Source organism: Variovorax guangxiensis, from assembly GCF_003952165.1.
Taxonomy (GTDB): domain Bacteria; phylum Pseudomonadota; class Gammaproteobacteria; order Burkholderiales; family Burkholderiaceae_C; genus Variovorax; species Variovorax guangxiensis.
Window position 1 is genome coordinate 1 of sequence record NZ_RXFT01000017.1, and the last position, 18,983, is coordinate 18,983.

General features: G+C 63.4%; 15 protein-coding genes and 1 pseudogene. 3 read left to right on the forward strand and 13 right to left on the reverse strand.

Annotated features, from left to right (window positions below; genetic code table 11):
* From EJP67_RS28355 to EJP67_RS28395, 9 genes and pseudogenes are all read right to left on the reverse strand, one after another.
* Positions 1 to 282, reverse strand: a pseudogene (locus EJP67_RS28355) (LysM peptidoglycan-binding domain-containing protein); the annotation flags it as partial.
* A gap of 17 nt (positions 283 to 299) precedes the next feature.
* The gene (locus EJP67_RS28360) at positions 300 to 3,035 is read right to left on the reverse strand and encodes a type VI secretion system Vgr family protein (RefSeq protein ID WP_126025072.1); all 2,736 of its coding nucleotides are present in this window, start codon (positions 3,033 to 3,035) and stop codon (positions 300 to 302) included.
* A gap of 276 nt (positions 3,036 to 3,311) precedes the next feature.
* Positions 3,312 to 4,436 (reverse strand): FAD-dependent monooxygenase, encoded by a 1,125-nt coding sequence (locus EJP67_RS28365; protein WP_126025073.1) that lies wholly within the window; start codon positions 4,434 to 4,436, stop codon positions 3,312 to 3,314.
* A 21-nt stretch (positions 4,437 to 4,457) separates the two neighbouring features.
* Positions 4,458 to 5,555, reverse strand: coding sequence for an ABC transporter substrate-binding protein (locus tag EJP67_RS28370; protein ID WP_165909720.1), 1,098 nt, complete (start codon positions 5,553 to 5,555; stop codon positions 4,458 to 4,460).
* 54 nt (positions 5,556 to 5,609) lie between these two features.
* Entirely contained in the window at positions 5,610 to 6,503 is an 894-nt protein-coding gene (locus EJP67_RS28375; protein WP_165909721.1) for an ABC transporter permease, read from the reverse strand.
* 31 nt (positions 6,504 to 6,534) lie between these two features.
* Complete coding sequence (locus tag EJP67_RS28380) at positions 6,535 to 7,335, reverse strand: ABC transporter ATP-binding protein (protein WP_126025076.1); 801 nt, start codon at positions 7,333 to 7,335, stop codon at positions 6,535 to 6,537.
* Between the two features lie 19 nt (positions 7,336 to 7,354).
* Positions 7,355 to 8,131, reverse strand: a complete 777-nt coding sequence (locus EJP67_RS28385) for an alpha/beta fold hydrolase (protein WP_126025077.1) — start codon at positions 8,129 to 8,131, stop codon at positions 7,355 to 7,357.
* A complete protein-coding gene (locus EJP67_RS28390) occupies positions 8,128 to 8,550 on the reverse strand; it encodes a VOC family protein (protein WP_126025078.1) in 423 nt (140 codons plus the stop codon). Before EJP67_RS28390 ends, EJP67_RS28385 begins: the two co-directional genes overlap by 4 nt.
* Positions 8,541 to 9,113, reverse strand: a complete 573-nt coding sequence (locus tag EJP67_RS28395; protein WP_126025079.1) for a GAF domain-containing protein — start codon at positions 9,111 to 9,113, stop codon at positions 8,541 to 8,543. The genes EJP67_RS28390 and EJP67_RS28395 overlap by 10 nt, the downstream gene beginning before the upstream one ends.
* Positions 9,114 to 9,187: 74 nt before the next feature.
* Between EJP67_RS28395 and EJP67_RS28400 the strand changes: the two genes are divergently transcribed.
* Positions 9,188 to 10,159 (forward strand): LysR family transcriptional regulator, encoded by a 972-nt coding sequence (locus EJP67_RS28400; protein WP_165909722.1) that lies wholly within the window; start codon positions 9,188 to 9,190, stop codon positions 10,157 to 10,159.
* 730 nt (positions 10,160 to 10,889) lie between these two features.
* Here the strand turns inward: EJP67_RS28400 and EJP67_RS28405 are convergent.
* The 4 genes from EJP67_RS28405 to EJP67_RS28420 form a co-directional block, all read right to left on the reverse strand.
* Positions 10,890 to 11,375 carry a hypothetical protein gene (locus EJP67_RS28405; protein ID WP_126025081.1) on the reverse strand — a complete coding sequence of 162 codons (486 nt, stop codon included), beginning with the start codon at positions 11,373 to 11,375 and terminating at the stop codon, positions 10,890 to 10,892.
* A 9-nt stretch (positions 11,376 to 11,384) separates the two neighbouring features.
* A complete protein-coding gene (locus EJP67_RS28410; RefSeq protein ID WP_165909723.1) occupies positions 11,385 to 15,716 on the reverse strand; it encodes an RHS repeat-associated core domain-containing protein in 4,332 nt (1,443 codons plus the stop codon).
* Positions 15,717 to 16,277: 561 nt separating this feature from the next.
* A complete protein-coding gene (locus EJP67_RS28415; protein ID WP_126025083.1) occupies positions 16,278 to 16,610 on the reverse strand; it encodes a zinc ribbon domain-containing protein in 333 nt (110 codons plus the stop codon).
* Between the two features lie 72 nt (positions 16,611 to 16,682).
* Positions 16,683 to 17,396, reverse strand: coding sequence for a hypothetical protein (locus tag EJP67_RS28420; RefSeq protein ID WP_126025084.1), 714 nt, complete (start codon positions 17,394 to 17,396; stop codon positions 16,683 to 16,685).
* Between the two features lie 194 nt (positions 17,397 to 17,590).
* Here EJP67_RS28420 and EJP67_RS28425 point away from each other — a divergent pair, with 194 nt between their 5' ends.
* Both EJP67_RS28425 and EJP67_RS28435 read left to right on the forward strand, forming a co-directional pair.
* Positions 17,591 to 17,869, forward strand: coding sequence for a helix-turn-helix domain-containing protein (locus EJP67_RS28425; protein ID WP_126025085.1), 279 nt, complete (start codon positions 17,591 to 17,593; stop codon positions 17,867 to 17,869).
* Between the two features lie 426 nt (positions 17,870 to 18,295).
* Entirely contained in the window at positions 18,296 to 18,856 is a 561-nt protein-coding gene (locus EJP67_RS28435) for an NYN domain-containing protein (protein WP_126025087.1), read from the forward strand.
* Positions 18,857 to 18,983: the final 127 nt, after the last annotated feature.

An 18,983-nucleotide genomic window follows, 5' to 3' on the forward strand; every position in this document is an offset into this window, starting at 1 on the left:
GCCATGCAGGCGCTTCAGGTTCGCTTTCAGCTCCTCCCGGCCGGCGCCTTCATCGGGAAAGATCAGGAAGGTCCTACCCGATCTTGTGGTGGCGAATCCGACGTAACCCTTGGCCTTTCTGGGCGCGGGCACGCCATCAACCATCCGGGCAGTCAGGTCGCCGGGATTGTTGATGCGCCACGGCAGCGTTCCGCCCGAGCGCAGCAGGTGACGGCCGTCTTCGCAGATGAATTCGGCGACTTCGATGTTGGGGTGGTAGGTTGCGGATATCAGTCTGGACATGCGGGTGTTTCCCTAGCTCAAGCGAAGCCGTTCAGGTGGGCTTCGATGGCGGACTCGGAAAGAAAGTGGCCGAGGTCGAAAGCGCCCGCAGCCGAGGCATACATGGAGTCTTCCGCTTCCGGCGATTCGGTCACGCCGTCGTCACCGGCTTGGTCATCGTCCTGCGCGCCACCTGGCTCGGTGCGAATCGTCGGAACGGGCGTCCAGTCCCAGGCCTCCTCTCCAACGACCAGCACCGCCTCGTCCGGCGTTTCGAACGCGACGCGGGGCAGCCGTCCGTCGTCGGGAATGACGCCTTCGGCCAGCGTTTGGCGCTTCTCGCCGAGGATCCGGTAGGGCAGCCCCGACATGCCCGCGTGCTTGAAGATCTCGTCGCTGCCAAGGGGCGCGAAGCGCACGCTGTACCTGTCGTCGTGGCTCACGCCTTCCATGCGACGGCGCTTGGCCATGTCCATCGGCCCTGCATAGCTGTGGGTGGCCGCGTGCTCGCGCCAAAGGCCCTGGGTGCCGTGCACGATGCCGGAGGCACTCCACCTGGAAAAGCTGCCGCCGCCGTTGATGACGACCTCTTCCTTGGCGCTGATGCTGATCCTGTCGGACTCCATCTTGATGTCGAGCCTCGCCAGGAGGTTGATGCTGTTCTGCAGGGCGACGATGTCGATGCCGGCCGTGGCTGCGGTCAGGCGGATGGCCTTGCATGCGAAAAGGCGTACGGCTTCTTTCACGCTCACCAGAAAGCTCCTGCCGGCGCTGATGCTGGTGTGCCCGCCGCTGCTCAACGCGTTGTGCGTGATGCTGGCGATGTGGGTGGCGCCCGCCGCCGTGCTCTGGATGCCTGCCGCACTGGCGAGCACGAGGTGCGGTTCGCGGAGTTCAGGGAAATCTCCATGCCGCGAATGGCGGCCCTTGATCGCATCGTTCTGTTCCTTGAGGGCCTGCGTGACCGCGTCCTGGTCGCCCGCTTCGTGCGCCTTCGCTTCCTGTGCGGTCCGGCTCTGCCGTTCATGCAGGTCGCGCGCGGCCGTCAGGCGTGCGACTGTTTCCCCAAGATCGGTGATGTGCGCATCGGCACCGGGCCTCGGCTCGGTGCTGAGCAGCAAGCCCCTTGCTGCGCGCACCGCGGCATGGCCATCGGTACGCAACTCGGCGCCCTCGCCGCGGTCGTCCTTGCGGCCTGCCGTGTCGTCGATGCGCCCGATGTGGCCGAGGCTCAGGCTGCTGCTGAGATGGTCGCTCTTGAGCTGTGCCTGGATCTTTCCGGGCTGATCGTCCAGCACCAGGTGGTTGCCGCGCGATCCGCCTGCTGCACCCGCATTCAATTCACGGCTGCGCAGGCCCGATAGGTTCTGCTGGTCGGGCAGCCGCCACGCGGGCATGTTCTCGGCATTGAACACACGGCCGGTGATGATGGGACAGTCCGGGTCGCCGCCGAGGAAATCGACGACCACCTCCTGGCCGACGCGCGGCAGCGCAGCCGCCCCGAACGTCTCTCCGGCCCAGGCCATGGACACGCGGATCCAGCAGCTGGAGTTCTCGTTGCGCTGCCCGATACGGTCCCAGTGGAACTGCACCTTCACGCGGCCGTACTGGTCGACCCAGATCTCTTCGTTCTTCGGCCCGACAACGATGGCCGTCTGCGGTCCGCGGGTGCGCGGCTTCGGCGTGGTGCGTGGCGTGCGCCACGCGTGGCTCACGGGCTGTGCCTCGAAGACGAAGCGCTGGACGGAGCCTTCGCCGGCATCGGCGCCTTCGGTGGCCCGGAGGTTCTCCCGCAACTCGTAGTCGACGGCAGTCAGAAGGTACTTGCGGTTCTGATCGTCCCTCGGATGGCCCGCCAGCTCGAAGATGCAGCCCGGCGCGAGTTCTCGCCTGTTTGAACGGCCGCTTGCAACGCTGCCACCGCTCAGTTGCTCTTCGATGCGGGTGCGCGCATAGGCCTCGCCGTCGTCGTAATGCCTGTACCCACCGGGCCATTCGTACAGCTCGAGCTCGTCGTGCGAGTGGCCGGTGCGCAGCTCCCGCCGGCTGGAGAGGTCGGCCTTTGGCTTGAGCGGGTCGTAGTCGTTGGTGAAGTGCAGGCCGGAACGGACTTCTTCGCTCGTGCGCCACTCATGGATGCGTTCGTTCGAACCATCGCCACCGCCGGTCATCCCCGCCTTTTCCAACGGATGAAACCGCACCGTCTCCCCTCCGGGCATCGGATCGTGCGAGCCCAGCACGTCATCCGCAAACACCAGCACCTGCCGCCGAGCCTCATGCCGGAAGTAGTAGTAGATGCCTTCCAGCTCGCACAGCCGCGAGACAAAAGAGAAATCGCTCTCGCCGTACTGCACGCAGTACTCCCACACGCGGTAATCGCGGGCCAGCCGCTTCTCCATGGCGTAGCCGTAGGCTTCGAGCACGTCGGCGACGATGTCCGGAACGGTCCTGCCCTGGAAGATGCGGAAGTCGCTTCGCCGCGTCGCGAGCCACAGCCACGGGCGCAGCCTCATGCGGTAGAAGCTGTGCCGTGCGTCCTCTGCGGCCAGGCCGAAGGACGCGACGACGCCGCCCAGGTAGCGCGTGCCGCCGCTCTCGGTCTGCATTGCCACGGTGGCGGTCTTGCCGAGCAGCGCTTTCGCGTCAACGTTGTTGCTGCTGCCCAGCAGTTCCACCTCGAAGTCGTGGAGCCGGCTCAGCGCCTCGCGGCCGGTCAGCCGATGGAACTGCAGCGCTTCCCCCAAGGGGGTCTGAATGCAAACCCGGCGCGTCATCGCACCACCGCGGACGCAACGGCGCACGGCGCCGGGCGAACGTGCCGGCGCGTGCCATCGAAGATGGACATGGATCCTCCCTGAAATCATTCGTTGCCGCTCTGTTCGGCGGCATGTTTCGTCGGAGTATCCAAGTGCGCGGCGTCTTTCGTTCGACGCCGGCGAATGCTTCAGCGGATTCGTGAACGAATGCGCGCAGCGGCGGCGGTGCCTCTGTGTGCGCCGGATCGCAGGTGTCGAATGTTCACAAGCCGCATGGGCCGCGGCCGATGCGGATCACGCGTTCGCGAACCTGTCCGCATACGCGCGGAACATCGCGTTGCGCTCGTCGAGCGCCTCCTGCGTAGCGGGCACCATGATCGGCGCGCCTTCGCTCGCGAATGCCTGGCACTGTTCGACATACGGCCGAAGCTTCTCGTGATAGACCGGCGACGCCGCCGCCATGTCGCCGCCGTGCTCGGTCCACGTGGTCGCCAGGAGCTCCGCCGAGACCATCGCCAGCGTCGTGCCCATGCCCGACAGCAGCGCGGCGCAATGCCCCGCATCGCCGATGACCGCGACATTGCCCTTGATCCAGCCCGGCATGCGCGTCTGGCTCACCGAGTCGAAGTAGAAGCCCTTGGCATCGGGGTCGATGAAGGCCGCGCGCATCGCAGGCACCTGCCAGGCATCCACGCGCGAGAGGAACCGGCCGAGCAGCCTGCGCTGCGCATCGAGGTCGCGGTAGTCGTAGTCGATCTCGGGGCTGGCGACGATCATCATTCCCTGCGGCCCGTCGCCGGCGTCGCGCACGGCGATGGTGAGGCCGGGCACGCTGAGCATCGCACGGCGCCATGGCCGGCCGGGCGGCAGATCGACGAGCGCGACGTAGTGGCCGAAGTGCCGCACGTAGTCCCTCTCAGGCCCGAAGGCCAGCCTGCGCACGTTGGAGTGCAGGCCGTCGGCGCCGACGACCAGGTCGTAGCGGCCCCTCGCGCCGTCGGTGAAGCCGATGTCCACTCCGCCCGCTCGATCGTCGAGCGACACGATCGAAGTCCTGAAGCGGAACTCCACGCCCGACGGAATGGCGTCCAGCAGGATCCGGTTGAGGCGGTCGCGCGTGATCTCGATGTCCTCGTCCGTCTCGTTGGCGAACCAGCGCAGGTCGAGCGTGGCGACCTGCGTTCCGCTGCCGTCGAGCACCGGCGCCGGCTCGGCGATGGCGACCTGCTCCTCGGCGATTCTCTGCAGGAGGCTCATGCGCTGCGCGGTGCCGAGCGCGCGGCCGCGAACGTCGATGGGTGCGCCCCCCGGGCGCACCCCGTCGGCGCGCTCGACCACGGTGACCCGGTGGCCCAGGCGGGCGAACCAGCAGGCGGCCGACAGGCCGGCCATGCTGGCGCCGGAAATTAGTACGTCCATGGGCTGATCCTCCTTCTGCGGCTACAGCTTGATTTCGCGGGCCATCTGGATCACCGCCTGCTTGTCGAAGGCGTTGATCTCGTCGATCAGTTCGTTGGTGAACAGCCGGTTCGGGTCGCCGAGTTCGCTCGCGAGCTTGGGGTTCTTGCTGGCCTCGGCGGCCATCTCGACGTTGGCCTTCCATTCGGCCGTCGACGATGCGCCCATGCGCTGGTCGGGGTCGTCGGGGCGGCGCATCCAGCTGTTCTTGCGGTCTTTCAGGATGAAGGCGAGCTCCTTGCGCGCGTCGTCCTCGCTGCGGCCCTTGGGCCGGCTCTCGGGATAGACCGCCCAGTGCAGGTCGATCGCGGCTTCGAGATTCGCGTTCGAGAACAGGGTCGACTTCGCGATGCCGCGGAACAGCGCCACCAGCGACTTGCGGTCCTCCTTGAGCATCTTGCGCGGCACGCACATCCAGCCCGAGCCCACCTGCGCGAACCTGGGCGTGAGCGGCACGTAGCGCAGCTTCGTTCCCACCAGCTCGATGCGGGCGGCTGCGGTGTCGAAGGCCACCATCGCGTCCACGCGGTCGTTGTCGATGGCCGCGCCGGCCGGCGCGCCGTCGCCGATGGCGATGTACTCGCAGCCGTCGTCCTTCAGGCCCAGCTCGGCCAGCATGGTCCTGGTGATGACGATGCCGGTGTCGCCCTGGCTGCGCACGCCGATGCGCTTGCCAGCGAGGTCGGCGGCCGACCTGATCGGGCTGCCGGGCTTCACCACGATGACGTTTGCGTTGCGCGGCAACCACTTGTAGACGCTCACCAGGTCGAGCGACGGGTCCTTCGCCATCGCGGGCAGCAGGATGCCCGGCACCGCCGGCCCGAAGTCGACGTGGCCGGCGCGCAGGCTCTGCAGCGCCTGCGTCATGCTCGACATGTTGACGTACTCCACGTCCACGCCTCCGGGCTTGTAGAAGTTCAGCTTCGGGTGTTGGCCCGCGGTGCAGAAGCACTGCTGCGGATCGTTCACCGCCGCGGTGTTCGCCACCTTCATCACCCGCACACTCTGCGCCAGCGCCGGCAGGCTCCCGGCCAGGCCGAGGGCACCGAGGCCCAGGCCGAAATCACGTCGCGTCAACATGGCTCGCTCCTTCATATGGAAAAACAGGAATCCTGAATTGCGGGGATGCGGCGTTCAGACGTTCACCGTCCGCTGCGAGGTGTCCGCCGGCATCCAGTGCAGCACGCGGCGCTGGATGCGGCGCAGCAGGTCGGTCATCACGATGCCGATCACCGAGAGCACCACGCACACCGCGAAGCTGCCGCCGGTGTCGGCCTGCGCCTCCATCTGCAGGATGAGCACGCCCAGCCCCGCCTGCGCGCCGACGAACTCGCCCACCACCGCGCCGACCACGCTGAAGGCAGCGGCCATGTTCAGCCCCGCGAAGATGTAGGGCAGCGCGCTCGGAAACTTGGCCTTGCGGAAGATCTGCCACTGCGTCGCCGAGAGCGAGCGCAGCAGGTCGATGCGGTCGGGGTCCACCGCCTTGAAGCCTGCGATGCTGGTCACCAGCACGGGGAAGAAGGTGAGCAGGCAGATGATCATCACCTTCGAGCCGACGCCGAAGCCCAGCCACACCACGATGATCGGCGCGACCGCCACCTTGGGCACGCTCTGCAGCGCGGCGACGTAGGGCTCCAGCAGCGCCTCGACCCTCGGCATCTGCGACACCACGATGCCGATCGCGAGGCCGACGCCGCTGCCGACGAGAAAGCCCAGCAGGATCTCGGTCACGGTCACGCCGCCGTGGTACCAGAAGCCGTCCTTCGCGAGCGGCCCGGTGGCGAGGCCGCGCCACAGCGCGACCAGGATGTCGCTCACCGGCGGCACGAGGTGCTGCGGCACCTTGAAGAGCCGCACCCCCGCCTCCCACGACCCGAGCAGCGCAGCGAGCAGCAGGATCGACTGCACCCGCGTCGAGGCGAGCGGGTTGGCGCGGCGACGCGGCCTGGGGCCGGCGGCGGGGGCCGGCGCGCGGTCGCCGGATAGCGCAGGAGAGTCGGACTTGGCGAGCATGGCGGTGGTCATCTGGTGGCCTCTTTGAATCGAACGGACGGAATCAGTCGAACGAAGCCGCATGCGAGAAGCGTTGGCGGATCGACGCGGATGCGGCAGCGAAGGCGGGGTGCGACATCACGTCCATCGAGCGCGGACGCGGCAGGTCCACCGGCAGCACGCGCTCCAGCGTGCCGGGGCGCGGCGACATCACGAAGACCCTGTCGCCGAGGAACACCGCCTCGGGAATCGAGTGCGTGATCAGCACCACCGTCTTGCCGCTTTCCATCCAGATGCGCTGCAGTTCCAGGTTCATGCGCTCGCGCGTCATGGCGTCGAGCGCGCCGAAGGGCTCGTCCATCAGCAGGATCTTGGGGTCGTGCAGCAACGCCCGCGCGATGGAGGCACGCTGCTGCATGCCGCCGCTGAGCTGGCGCGGCAGCTTGTGCTCGAAGCCTTCGAGCCGGACCATGTGCAGCAACTGCATCGCGCGCTCGCGCGCCTGCTTCGCGGGAATGCCCAGCACCTCGGCGGGCAGCATCACGTTCTCGAGGATGGTTCGCCAGGGCAGCAGGATCGAGCTCTGGAACACCACGCCCACGTCGCGCCGCGTGCCGCGTATGGGCTGGCCGTCGAGCACGACGCGGCCCATGCCGTAGTCGAGCAGGCCCGCGAGGATGCGCAGCAGCGTGCTCTTGCCGCAGCCGCTGGGCCCGACGATGGTCACGAAGCTGCCCTGCTCGATGCTGCAGTCGATGTCCTTCAGCGCGAGCACGCCTTCGGTTGCGTCGCCGAAGTGCTTGGATAGCCCTTCGATGCGGATGTAGTCGGCGCGGCCGCGCGCGCGGTCGTGGTTCGTGCTCATGGCCTGGCTCCTTCGGGTTTCAGTTCTTGAGGAAGCGCACGATGTGCTGCGCCAGCATCTGCGGCGCTTGCATCGCGGTGACGTGGCCGATGCCGGGCAGCAGCACCGCATCGGCGCCGCGGATGCGGCCGGCCATCGATAGGGTCACGCTCGCGGGCACCACGCGGTCGAGCTCGCCGGCCAGCACCAGCGTGGGCGCGACGATGTCTGCCACGCCCCGCTCGATGGCGGTCAGCGCCGTCGCCATCCGCCGCGCGGAGCGCGCCGAACCGGGCCGTGCGCTCGCGAAGATGCTCCGCAGTTCGGGCCGCTGCTGCAGGAAGGCTTCGGGGAAGAACCATGTCGCCAGCTCTTGCGCCGTGGCCGGTAGCCCGCTGCGCAGCTCGGCCAGGCGCTTCGCGTCGGGGCACAGTTCTTCGTAGGGCCTCGGCAGCGGCCAGGTGCTGCCGAGCACCAGATGGTCGACCGAGCGCGGATGCAGCAGTGCCAGCGCCTGCGCCACACGCCCGCCGAAGGACGAGCCGAACACGTGCGCGCGCCTGAAGCCCAGCGCCTTGATGAGCCGCTGTGCGTCGTCGGCAAGATCGGCCAGCGTCGATGGGCGCTGCGGCCCTTCGGTCTCGCCGCAGTCGCGCTGGTCGTAGGCGATCACGGTGAAGTGCTTCGACAGATGCGGCACCAGCGCCGAGAACATCTGGCGCGAGGCCTCGGCGCCATGCATGAGCACCAGCGGCGGGCCTTCGCCCTCGCGCTCGAAGGCGACGCGCAGTTCGCCGGCCTGCAGGAAGCCGGTCATGCCGTGCCCCCCTTCCCGCCCTGCCGATCTTCCTGGTCCATCCAGAAAGTCATCTCGATCTTCAGCCCGCGCGGGTCGTGCAGAAAGAGCTGGTGGATCGCCCAGCCCGGGATCGGCGCCTCGGCGAACGCGACGCCGTGTGCGCGAAGGTGCGCGCGCATCTCGGCGAGCCCATGGGCGCGGAACGAGATGTGGTCGACGTGGCCGGTGACGGGCTCGACCGGCTCGTCGGGCGTCGAGAGATGCGCGTAGAGGTGCACGATCGGCTGGCCGTCCGCATAGAGCCAGGCGCCGGGCGCGGGGATCTCCGGCCGCGCGCCGACTGTGAGGCGCATCACGCGGGTGTAGAAGTCCAGCAGCGGCGGCAGCTCGTGCGGCGCGCAGCGGATCGTGAAGTGGTGCAGGGCGGTCACAGGCATGGCGTTTCCTCGAAGCTGTAGGCGAGCCCGGGCGCGACGGGCACCCAGCGCGCGGCGGCGAGCGCCAGCATGCGGATGCCCAGCACTTCCTGCGGCAGCCAGTACTCGCGCGTGCCGAAGACGTTGAAGGTGGCGAAGCAGGTCCGCCCTTGCATCAGCGGCACGTTGACCACGCTGCGCAGGCGGTACTCGCGCATCTGCTCGAAGTCGTCGAAGTTGCTCGCGAGCACGTGCTCGCCCTCGCCGACGAACACACGGCCGCGCACGAAGAGGCATTCGCTCCACGGCGTGAGCGTCTTGCGCTTCGCGCCATTCACCGGAAAGCTCGACGCCTCCGACGAATAGAAGCGGCGCAGCAGGACCTGACCCGCGGCGTCGCCGTCGGTCGTCACGTTCTGCTGGATGCTGAAGATGCTGCCGGGCGCGACCTGCAGCCGGCGCTGGTCGATCAGCCGCATCGCCTCGCCGGCGTCCTGCGTCTCGGCCAGGGAGTCCAGGAAGGCGGCCGTGATGGCGGTGGCGGAGGTCGCGGAGGTGGCTGGCGGTGCGGTGGTCGGGTCCATGCAAAAAGTCTAGGACCCTCGATTCACCAAAGTGAAATAATTTCTGATAGCTCGATAACCGTGGAGTTATGACCTTGCCCACCGCCCGCGACCCCGCCGCCGAACTGCAGCGCGCGCTGCTCTCCCGCCTCAAGCTGCGCCAGCTTTCGCTGCTGCAGGCCATCGACCGGCACCGCACGCTCGGCCGCGTCGCCGCCGAGATGCAACTGAGCCAGCCCGCGATCACCAAGGCGCTGCACGAAGTGGAAGACATCTTCGGCAGCACGCTCTTCGAGCGGACCAGCAGGGGGCTGGTGCCCACGGCCGCGGGCGAGGCGGTGCTGCGCTATGCGCGGCGCTGGCTGGCCGAGCTCGAGGCCACCGCGCGCGTGCTCACCTCGCTCGAGGCGGGCCGCGCCGGGCGGCTGCGGCTGGGGTTCACGCAGCAGGTGCCGCAGCAGTTGATGTCGGCTGCACTCACCCACCTGCTCGACCGCACGCCGCGCATCTCGGTGATGGCGCGCGAAGGCACCACCGACGAACTGGTCGCGAGCCTCGTCGCGCGCGAACTCGACTGCGCCATCGGCCGCTCCTACGACGGCGACGCGACCGGGCTGGTGCAGGAGGCGATCCACGAGCAGGAGCCCTGCCTCGTGGTCGGCGCGAAGAACGTGCGGCGCCTCTCGCGCGGCCCGCTCGACTGGGCCAGGCTCGCGCAGCTCGACTGGATCCTGCCGCCGCCCAACACGCCGATGCGCAGGACCTACAACGCGATCTTCGTCGGCGCGGGCGTGCAGCCACCGCTGCCGATCCTGGAGACCACGTCGATCCGCAGCATCGAGACGGCGCTGCGCCAGGAGCCCAACGCGATCACCATCTTCGCGCGCGACGTCGTGGCCGGCATGGAAGGCGCGGGGCACCTCGCGGCGCTGCCCCACCGGCTGAGCTGGAACCTGCCGCCGGTGAGCTTCTTCACGCTGAAGGAACTGGAGGCGCACCCGACGGTGCAATCGCTGCGCGCCGCGGTCGTCGAGACCGCGCGGCGCATGAAGCGCGCGGCGGGCTGAGCGCCGACACCGTGGCCGGCGAACACGGCGACCCGGCGTTCCCTTTTTCTCTTTCTCTGTCCCGCCTTTCTTCTTTACTTTCTTTCTTATTTAAAGATAGTAGTAGATAAGGGTAAACCCTGTCTGTGGAAAGTACCGCTTTTTCCTTGCGCGACAGGGACTTGCGGTCGCCGTACCGCTGTGAGCGCGCGTGCTTCGGTGCTGCATCGGAAATGGGAACAACATCCGGCAAGCGGCTGCGACTGTGGATAACGCATGACTTGTACCGGGACTGTCCCCAGGTTTTCTGTCGGTGGCCTCCCCTCGCCCGGATCGCGCTGACCGCGAAAGAGGGACCGAAAAACAAAAAAGCCGGACACCTTTGAAAGTGTCCGGCTTGGTAGCTGGTCCGCCGCCAGGGATCACATATCGCCTGGAAATGCTTATAGATCCTAGAGATTCTGATCTTCACAAGGAAAGATACCGGCAAAAGTACCTGCAAAACTAAAAGTGTCCTACCTGTTGCTGTTTTGCCACGGGCAATTACAGCAACCCAAGGAGCCTATAGTGGGGCGGGAGCCTCATCTAACGTGTCATCTTCGACCAAGCAGACTGGCAGAGATGCAAGCTCTCGGATCGTCGGCTTCTACAACCGAGGACGAACAAGGGGATGGACGCACAGTCGCGGGTCATCGGCGGCGGTAATCTGCTGGCATCGTTGATTCGGTGATCGCCATCCGCTACTGACGGGCTACTTCGAGGCAGGCTTCTGTTTCTGCGCCGCAACGAACCTCGTCTCGAAGTCGCTCATCATGGCTTGCAGTTGCGTGGCTTCCGTCGCGCCCGGTTCAATCCCACCACCATCCACGATGCCCTTGACCAAGTAGTACTCGGCCTCGGAACGGATCGTCCCTCGCTTGAGGATTTGCAGGTATTTCTTCGAATAGCGCCGCCTGACCTCACTCAGGGTGAGACTGCCTACTTCTGCAAATTTGGCATCGGCCTCAGCAAGCTGCTTCGGTGTCCAGTCCGAACTCATTTCAACTACATCATTGACCGCCATCTGTAAGCCTTTCTTGGCATTGGAGAGGGAGGTCTTTTCCAAGTTACCGAGAAACACCAATGGCTGGTGCTCGGGTTCATCACTTCGGTGTGTTGGCGGGACGAATAGATCAACGTAGCAGACAAAGAATTTTTTGAGCTGCTCGTAATCCTCCGTTGAAAGGCTGTTTTTCATTTTGTCTAATTACTGGCATGTGCATTTGCCTGCGGGAACTGGCGCACCGAACTCTCTGTTCGCGCTTGGTATGTAGAGCAGTGGTCCAGCCACGTTAGCAGGCGAGATGCCATTGATCTTATTCCTCGAATCTCCCCCGCTGCTTTGAGCTCCGCCATTCAAGTCCATCACTTGCTGTTCTCGCCCTCGAATGGCGTTGTAGCTTGTCGAAGACCGATCAACCACGCCCGGCAAAAATCCCTCTGCGTTGAGAAGAGGTTGCCCGTACCCACGATTCTTGACGTTCTCCTCGGGAGTACCGTATCCCGACGTACGACCTGTGTAGCACTGACCTGTGAGGGGGTTGTAGCGAGTGTACGTCTGGTATGTTTTTTCTCGCTTTTCCTGATTTCCTTCAAATGCTCGGCTCAGTCGATCTGCAAGATCCTTGTTCCCATCGAGAACCGGGTTTGGTACACCCGGAATGGGCATGGGCGGAGGGGGCATCGGCACTTGCAACCCCAGCGGGTCCATATTGCCCAACGGATTGGCATTGGCATAGATGCGCCGATTCCATCCGCCGTCTAGCCCAATCGGGTCGTTCTGCGTATAGAAGCCACCCGCCGGTGAGTACGTTCTGAACCCGTTGTAGAACAACCCAGACTCCTCATCCGCGTATTGCCCCGGATACCTCAGGTTGAACCTCACCTCTCCGATGCCGGTCGTACCCGGGTTGGAGGTTGTGTCCGTGTTGGCGAACCTGTTCTTGGCTGTTGTCGGCTTGTCCTCCCCGAAGGCGCTGTAGCCCCACTGCCAGACGGCCTGGCCGTCGGCGTTGGAGAGCTTGCGCGGGGTGTTCAGGTGATCGCTGTGCACGGCATAGGTGGCGCCATCGATGAAGGCCACGATCGGCATCGGGCCGTTGGCCGTGGGCAGGTAGATGTACTGGCTCTGCCCTGCACTGTTCGTTCCCCCGCTGCCCACCTCCGCGATCAGCGTGCCCTGCTCGTCGTAGATGTAGGCATAGCCCAACTGCTCGGCCGTGGCGGTTGTCGGGCTCCACAGCTTCGTGAAGAACGCGATGAGGCTGGCCATGAAGCCAGGGTCGGCCTCGTCGCCCTGGCTCGGCGGGTACAGAGGCTCCGTCTTGAACACCCGCTGGCCCAGCGCGTTGTGCGCATAGCGCGTGGTTGGGCTGACATCAGTGGCCCCGGTGGTGGCCGCCGCCAGGCGACCTTCGGCGTCGTAGGTGTAGCTGCGCAGACCGTCAGTGAGCAGGTCGCCATTGGCGTTGTAGCCGTAGGTGACGCTGGTGTTGCTCGCGCCGTTGATGGTCTGGGTGAAGCCGCTGAGACGGTTGCTGGAAGAGCCGACCGTGTAGGTGCGGTCGGTGGTCTGGCCGTTGAGGCCTCGGGTGCTGCTGGAGCGGTTGCCGTTGGCGTCGTAGCCGAAGCCTGCGGTGTTGCCCGTGGCGTTGAAGCTGGTGATGCGGCCTACGGCGTTGTAGCCCACGCTCCAGGTGATGTTGGCATTGGCGATAGTGCTGTGGGTGGGGTCAGTGTCACCGGGCTGCCAGAGGTTCTGCATGAGGCTGGTGATCCGGCCTGCGGCGTCATAGGCGTAGCTGCTGAATTCGGTGGTGGTCAGTCGGCCTGCGGTGTCGTAGCTGCGGCTAGCCGCCAACTGCGGGCTGCTGGTGGTAAAGGCCCAGGTCCATGCAGTGGGCTGTCCCAGCGGGTTCCAGGCGATGCCGCTGACCAGCGGGGTGCCGTTCCAGTTCAGGCCCGTGAGGCGGCCCGTGGCATCGTAGCTGTGGCTGAGCGTGCCGCCGTTGGGATAGCCGATGCTCGCGAGGGTGCCGTTGGGGTTGTAGGCGTAGCTAACCTGCTGGATGCTTCCGTTGGCGAGGGTCTGCTTCTTGAGGGTCACTCGCCCGAAGGCATCCCGGGTGTACTCGGTGGTGCCACTGCGGTCGATGATCTCGGACAGGTATCCCTTGCTGTTGGCTGAGAGGTCGTAGCGCAGTGTGATGGTCTTGCCGTCGGCGAAGACCAGGCTGGTGGGACGGCCCAGGGCATCGCGGGTGATCGTCGTCGCTTGGCCCAGGGCATCGGTGATCTTGCTGGGCAGGCCGAGGTCGTCGAACACGGTGAGGATCTCTCCAATGTCCGAACTGCTTTCCTTTGTGACGTTGCCCCGGCCATCGCGCACGCGTGTGGTGCTCACGCCGTTGAAATCCGTCAAGTTCGCCAGCAAGCCGAATCTGTTGTACCAAAGCGTTGCAGAGGCATTCGCGGCGTCCGTGACACTCTGAAGCCGACGCAGGTTATCCAGCGTGTATCGCGTACTTTGATTCATGCCGTCGGTCGCGGTGGTCAATTCACCGTTCGCGTCATAGCCAAAGCTACTGGTCTGGTTTGGACCTTCGGTTCTTCCCGAGGGGCGATTAATGTTGTTGATGGTGCGTGCGACGCTCCATGCGACGTTGCCCGTGGAGTCTTTGATCTGTTCGGCGGTGCGGTTTCCCATGCCATCGAGGGTGTAGGTGCCGGACTCGCCTCGGTTACTGCTCCAGCCCGTGAGGCGATGAGCAGCATCATAGGTATAGGTCAGTACGAGTCCTGTGGGCAAGGCGACTGTTTCTACGGAGCCGAAGGGCTTGTAGGTCAGAGCAGTGGTTTGGCCTCCAACTGTCTGAGTTAGAAGGCGGTCGCGAAGGTCATAGGTATAAGTGGTAACAAGGCCATTGGGCTCTGTACGACTAACAATACGGTTGGCGGTGTCATAGGTAAAGCTAGTGATGTGTCCCACACCATTTGTCGAGGTGAGGACATTGCCTCTGGCGTCGTAGGTGAATTGGGTGACTGCACCGTTGGGCTCTGTGGCGGTACTGACCAACTGCTGGGCGTTGTAGGTCCAACTCCAACTGCTGTTGCGCGATGCCAAGTTATCGGTGACCGTGCGACTTAGTAGATTTCCAATGCTGTCGTAGGCGTAGGTCGTGCTAAGGCCGCCTCCCGTAACCCGCACCGGTAGCCTGAAGGTGGAATGCCACTCAGTGGTGGTGATCAGTGCTTCGGGCTTACCAGAGGCACGCTCGACGCTCAGGGGCAGCCGTCGGATCGTGTCCCACGTAAAACTGGTCTTGATGCCCTTGAAGTCAGTTTCGGATTCGAGCAGTCCAGCAGTGCCCAAGCGCCGGCTGGCCGCATCCTTTCCTCCGGTCTCGGAAGGCAGAGAGCTTTGTCCGACGGTCAGTTCCCCCCCACGGGTTTCGTAACCGTAGGTGCGCACCGTGCCCAAGGGATCGGTGACAGTGGCCGAGTAATTTGAGGGATAACTAACCTGATAGCGATCGACGGCCCCAGCCAGAGCCGAATCGATGGCACGTCCTTGACTGTCATAGGTGAAAGTCGCGAAGCGTGCGCCGCTTTCATCTAGGAGTCCAGTGAGGGCGTGCGGAAAGGCAGCATTCTCGTAGAGAAAGCCTCGAGTCTTGCCGTCGGGATAGGTCACGACCGAGAGGCGGCCCGCGGCATCGTAGGCATATGCGATGACACGTTGGTCGGGCATCGTGATGCTACTCAGTTGCCCGCCGCTGCCGTAGGCCAAGCTCAGAGAACGGCCGAACCCGTTCGCAATGGTGCTTAACTGGCCCGTTGCGTTGTAGGTGTAGGTCGTGCTCCAGCCATTGCGCGAGACTAGGCTACTCAGCTTGCCGTTCGAAGCAAAGTTCAGGGTAGCGTCGTCATCGGCTCGACGATAAGTCCACGAACCATTGCCGTTTTGTGCGAGGGTGTCCGCACTCTCAAGAGCACTCCATGTCGCAGTGCCCGGGTCTTTGAGAAACGCCCTCACAGTGCCCTCGGCATCTATGACGGAAACAGCGGTGGGATTCGTTGGCGGGGTCGCCATCAATGCCAAGGCGTGCCCGTGCGTCCATGCCTTGTCGAGCACTCCGATGGAGCGCGAAGGATCCATCCCCCATTCGCTTCGATAGACACGAGAGAAATTCAGCGGTGCGGGCCCGCTATCAACAAAGTCACTCTCTGAACGGTACTTTTCCCCGCTGGCAGGCAAGATCGGAAAGGGTGTGGCGGCCCCTGCTTGGCACATCTTGTTTGATGCTTTGGTTGCTGGCAACGTTTGCGTGAAGCATGCGTTTTCGAGCGTGGCATTGCCGAAGGCTCCCTTCGAGGGAACCCAGCCAGCTTCCGTAGGGAAGCCGTAACCCTTGGGGCAGCTTGCCGTCTTGAAGCTCGAAATCGAATGTAGAGCGTCGCTGACACTGCCGTCAGAGTTACGAACCTTCAAATTCCACGCTATGTTGTTTCGTACTAATTCGACGCCCCAAGCGCTCACGGGATCTCCAGCGGATCCCTGGGACATACTAATTACGTCATGACCCCATTGTGCAGCCCAGTAAAGGATCGCTTCTTGGGGCGTCTCGAACTTGGGGTCATAGGACTCCCGTGGATCGTCCCTAGACGTTGGCATTACGTGATAGCGCAGTTCCGCAATCTGTATAGGAGCGCAGTATCCGATCGCTAACGGTGAGGAGGGATTCTGGTCGGGACTTGTGCAGGCGTACTGTGCGATAGCAGGCGAGGAGCCCCCCAATATGAACACAAGTGCAAGAAGAATCCTGCGGCAAGAATGCAAATGTCTAAAAACCGATTTCATGCCCCCTCCGGCAACCTCTAACATTTTTGGACGCCCCCTCAGGGGGAATAGCGCACCGCCCCCAGCACGCTCCGTACATATTGTTTTCAGGCTAGCCGATAGGCCCCATGCAGGCAATGATAGATTGATGGCGTGGAGAGATTTAACGCATGGAATGAATCGGAAAGTACGCAAGCCCTTTTGATTGCTGTCGCGAGCGAACGACGGCTACGGCCAGCTGCTGATCCACAGGCAACCTTCTTACCCTGCTTTGGGCCTAGTGAAGAGCACAAAGAGGCCGAGGATGATGTCCCCCACCACCCACAAGCCAATGATCAGGATTGCACCAACTCCTGCCCCGACTGCTGCTCCTGCCTGGTGTGCAGAACTCATCCCTTCAAGCCCTTTGGTAGCCGCGCTCATCCCTGCGATCAGCCACCAAGCCATGACGACGTTGAACACGATGAACGCCCACTTGAAGAGCTTGCCAAAGAAGCCCCGCTTGGCCTTCCTCAGCTGAACGCCGCAGTTCTGACACTTGTAGGCAGTGTCGCTGACTTCTTTGGCGCATTCGGGACACGAAATAAGTGACATATGAATCAGTGATGTTCGGGTTGATCTGGGTGCCGCATTTCTTGCGGATTTGGTGAATAGGAGCTTGCTAGCCTAAAAAACTCGGGCCAGGCCCCTCACTTTCACCTCGACCTTTCCATCGGTCTGCTTCATCCCCTTCGCCTCGTACACAGTCATCAGTGAGGTATCGAGATGGATGATGGAGGTCGGCTTGCCTCTCTCCCAGTTCGGCCGTTCCCCATCGTTCAAGGCAATCGTGCCCTTCATGGTCGTCGAATAGGAAATCTCACATGAGATTCCATTGGGGAGCCAGTCTCGAAGTTCAGCCTTTGCAAACCTCCATTGGATCTGCACGTTGACCTGCCGAGCTATATCGCCCTTCTCGTAGATAGGGCGGAGGTAAAAGTAGAAGTCTCTTTCTGCCTTCGGCTTCAACCTCGTCGGCATGCTGTTTGCCACATTGAGCGGCTCCACGGGGTCATTCAGCTTCTCTTCAATCTTCCTCCTCACCTCCGGGTTGTTGGCGAGTACGGAGCAGTTATTGAATGCTTCGGTCGTCGGCCCCGTCGGGGCAGCAAGCTTGGGGAAGGCATTCGGATAGCTCAAGCGCACAACCTCTTCGGGCACGCCCGACTTCAATGCCAACTGCGCCTTGGCGACTTCGGCGGCGTTCAATCCCTCGTCAATCATGCTGCCGATCGTTCGAGCTTTACTAGTCTGCTCGGGGTCCGAGACCTGCGGCAGGTTCGATTGGGCCGATGCCAAGCCCGACGCCAGCATGAGTGGGAGAAGGGGAAAAATCTTCATGGACGTACTCCTCGCGGTGAAACGGATGTTCTGTGGGTTCACATGCATGGTGCAAGTCCCGATGAACGGGTCGTCTGCACGCATTAGTACCTCGCTGCAAGTGTACGCAATTTTGATACTCATAGACCGCGATGTTTTGGACCGTCACTCTATGGACCGTGGCTTCTTGGACCTGTTACGAGGACCATTTCCGAATGGCTCGTATCCCTCCCCCGCTCGAAGAAAGGCACCCGGCACTTACCGCGTTCGGTGAGGCCGTGCGCCGACAGCGCAAGGCTCTTGGCTATTCACAAGAAGCGTTTGCTGATGCTTGCGAGATTGACCGCAGCTACATGGGTGGGGTGGAGCGTGGCGAGCGCAACTTGGCGATGATTAACATCATGCGAATCATCGAGACGCTCGGGATGAGGCCTGCCGACTTCTTTCAAGGAATGGACTATCCCAAGAAGAAAAGAACCAAGACAACGCAGTGATTGCCGGGTCCGATATCTGGGTTGATCCCCGCAGCCTATGTTCGAGCAAAAAACATCGGCCAATGTTTACGTCCAATAGCTACGCTGGGCCGCTTGCCTGACCCGCGATGAAGGGTTCTACCCTCTTTTCGTCATAGCCCATCTCACTGGCAGACCCAGGGCTACGGAATGCCGTAGCCCTAGGCTCATACGAGCTGATTGCCCGCAAGATGCGGCAGCTCAAGGGCAAGCAATCGCCAACATCAACGACCACCCGGACATCCGCCGGTGCTTCGGAGGGTGGGATGGAAAGCCTGACGACCGATTACGCCGTTGGCGCCGATGCCAGTCGGGCCGAGCAGGAGGAGCTGATCATCTATTCATGGGATCGAGAATCAGAAGCCGCTGAGCTATTCTGAGCGTCCCAAACAAACGAGGAGAAGCGATATGCCGGGTAGCCGCGTTCATCTATTTGTGGACAACTCAAACGTGCTGATCGAAGGCCGAAGGCTCGCCTACGCCAAGCGCAATGCGGGCGGGCGTCGTGGCACACAGGTGGATGACTCCTATGAGGTCGACTGGGGGAAGTTCCTCTATTTGGTCAAAAGTCGGGGCGACCGGCTGCTTTCCCGTGTGCCGACCCTTTACGGCTCCCGCCCACCGCCAGACGATACAGTGTGGCAGCAGATCCGCGATGAAGGGTTTGATGTCCGGGTCTTCGACAGAAACATTCGAGACAAGGAAAAGGGTGTCGATATGGAAATGGGAATGGACGTGGTCGAGCGTCTATTCGAGGTGACGCCGCCAGAAATCCTTGTTATCGCTGCGGGAGATGCGGACTTCAAGGGGATCGTCGAACGGGCCAAGAAAAAGGGTTGGGATGTCGAAGTCTGGTTCTGGGGCAATGCGGCCGCGGAGATGCGGAAGTCAGCGACCTTTGTGGATCTTGACAAAGCGTTCGACTACCTCCGAAAGGGAGGCGGCGTCGCATTACCACCGGCACTCTGACTCTCTCGCAGCGACGGAAAATCAGCGCAGTTAACGGCTCGAGCTGGTCCACCGCTGCCGAGCGGCGAGTACGTAAGCGCGAGCCCGTTTGCAGCTAAATCTCCGTACTTGGCTAAGGTGCTCCTGG

Excerpts from the sequence above, each read along its gene's own strand:
- EJP67_RS28360 (WP_126025072.1), bottom strand. The coding sequence starts at position 3,035 with ATGACGCGCCGGGTTTGCATTCAGACCCCCTTGGGGGAAGCGCTGCAG.
- EJP67_RS28365 (WP_126025073.1), bottom strand. The coding sequence starts at position 4,436 with ATGGACGTACTAATTTCCGGCGCCAGCATGGCCGGCCTGTCGGCCGCC.
- EJP67_RS28370 (WP_165909720.1), bottom strand. The coding sequence starts at position 5,555 with ATGTTGACGCGACGTGATTTCGGCCTGGGCCTCGGTGCCCTCGGCCTG.
- EJP67_RS28375 (WP_165909721.1), bottom strand. The coding sequence starts at position 6,503 with ATGACCACCGCCATGCTCGCCAAGTCCGACTCTCCTGCGCTATCCGGC.
- EJP67_RS28380 (WP_126025076.1), bottom strand. The coding sequence starts at position 7,335 with ATGAGCACGAACCACGACCGCGCGCGCGGCCGCGCCGACTACATCCGC.
- EJP67_RS28385 (WP_126025077.1), bottom strand. The coding sequence starts at position 8,131 with ATGACCGGCTTCCTGCAGGCCGGCGAACTGCGCGTCGCCTTCGAGCGC.
- EJP67_RS28390 (WP_126025078.1), bottom strand. The coding sequence starts at position 8,550 with ATGCCTGTGACCGCCCTGCACCACTTCACGATCCGCTGCGCGCCGCAC.
- EJP67_RS28395 (WP_126025079.1), bottom strand. The coding sequence starts at position 9,113 with ATGGACCCGACCACCGCACCGCCAGCCACCTCCGCGACCTCCGCCACC.
- EJP67_RS28405 (WP_126025081.1), bottom strand. The coding sequence starts at position 11,375 with ATGAAAAACAGCCTTTCAACGGAGGATTACGAGCAGCTCAAAAAATTC.
- EJP67_RS28415 (WP_126025083.1), bottom strand. The coding sequence starts at position 16,610 with ATGTCACTTATTTCGTGTCCCGAATGCGCCAAAGAAGTCAGCGACACT.
- EJP67_RS28420 (WP_126025084.1), bottom strand. The coding sequence starts at position 17,396 with ATGAAGATTTTTCCCCTTCTCCCACTCATGCTGGCGTCGGGCTTGGCA.
- EJP67_RS28425 (WP_126025085.1), top strand. The coding sequence starts at position 17,591 with ATGGCTCGTATCCCTCCCCCGCTCGAAGAAAGGCACCCGGCACTTACC.
- EJP67_RS28435 (WP_126025087.1), top strand. The coding sequence starts at position 18,296 with ATGCCGGGTAGCCGCGTTCATCTATTTGTGGACAACTCAAACGTGCTG.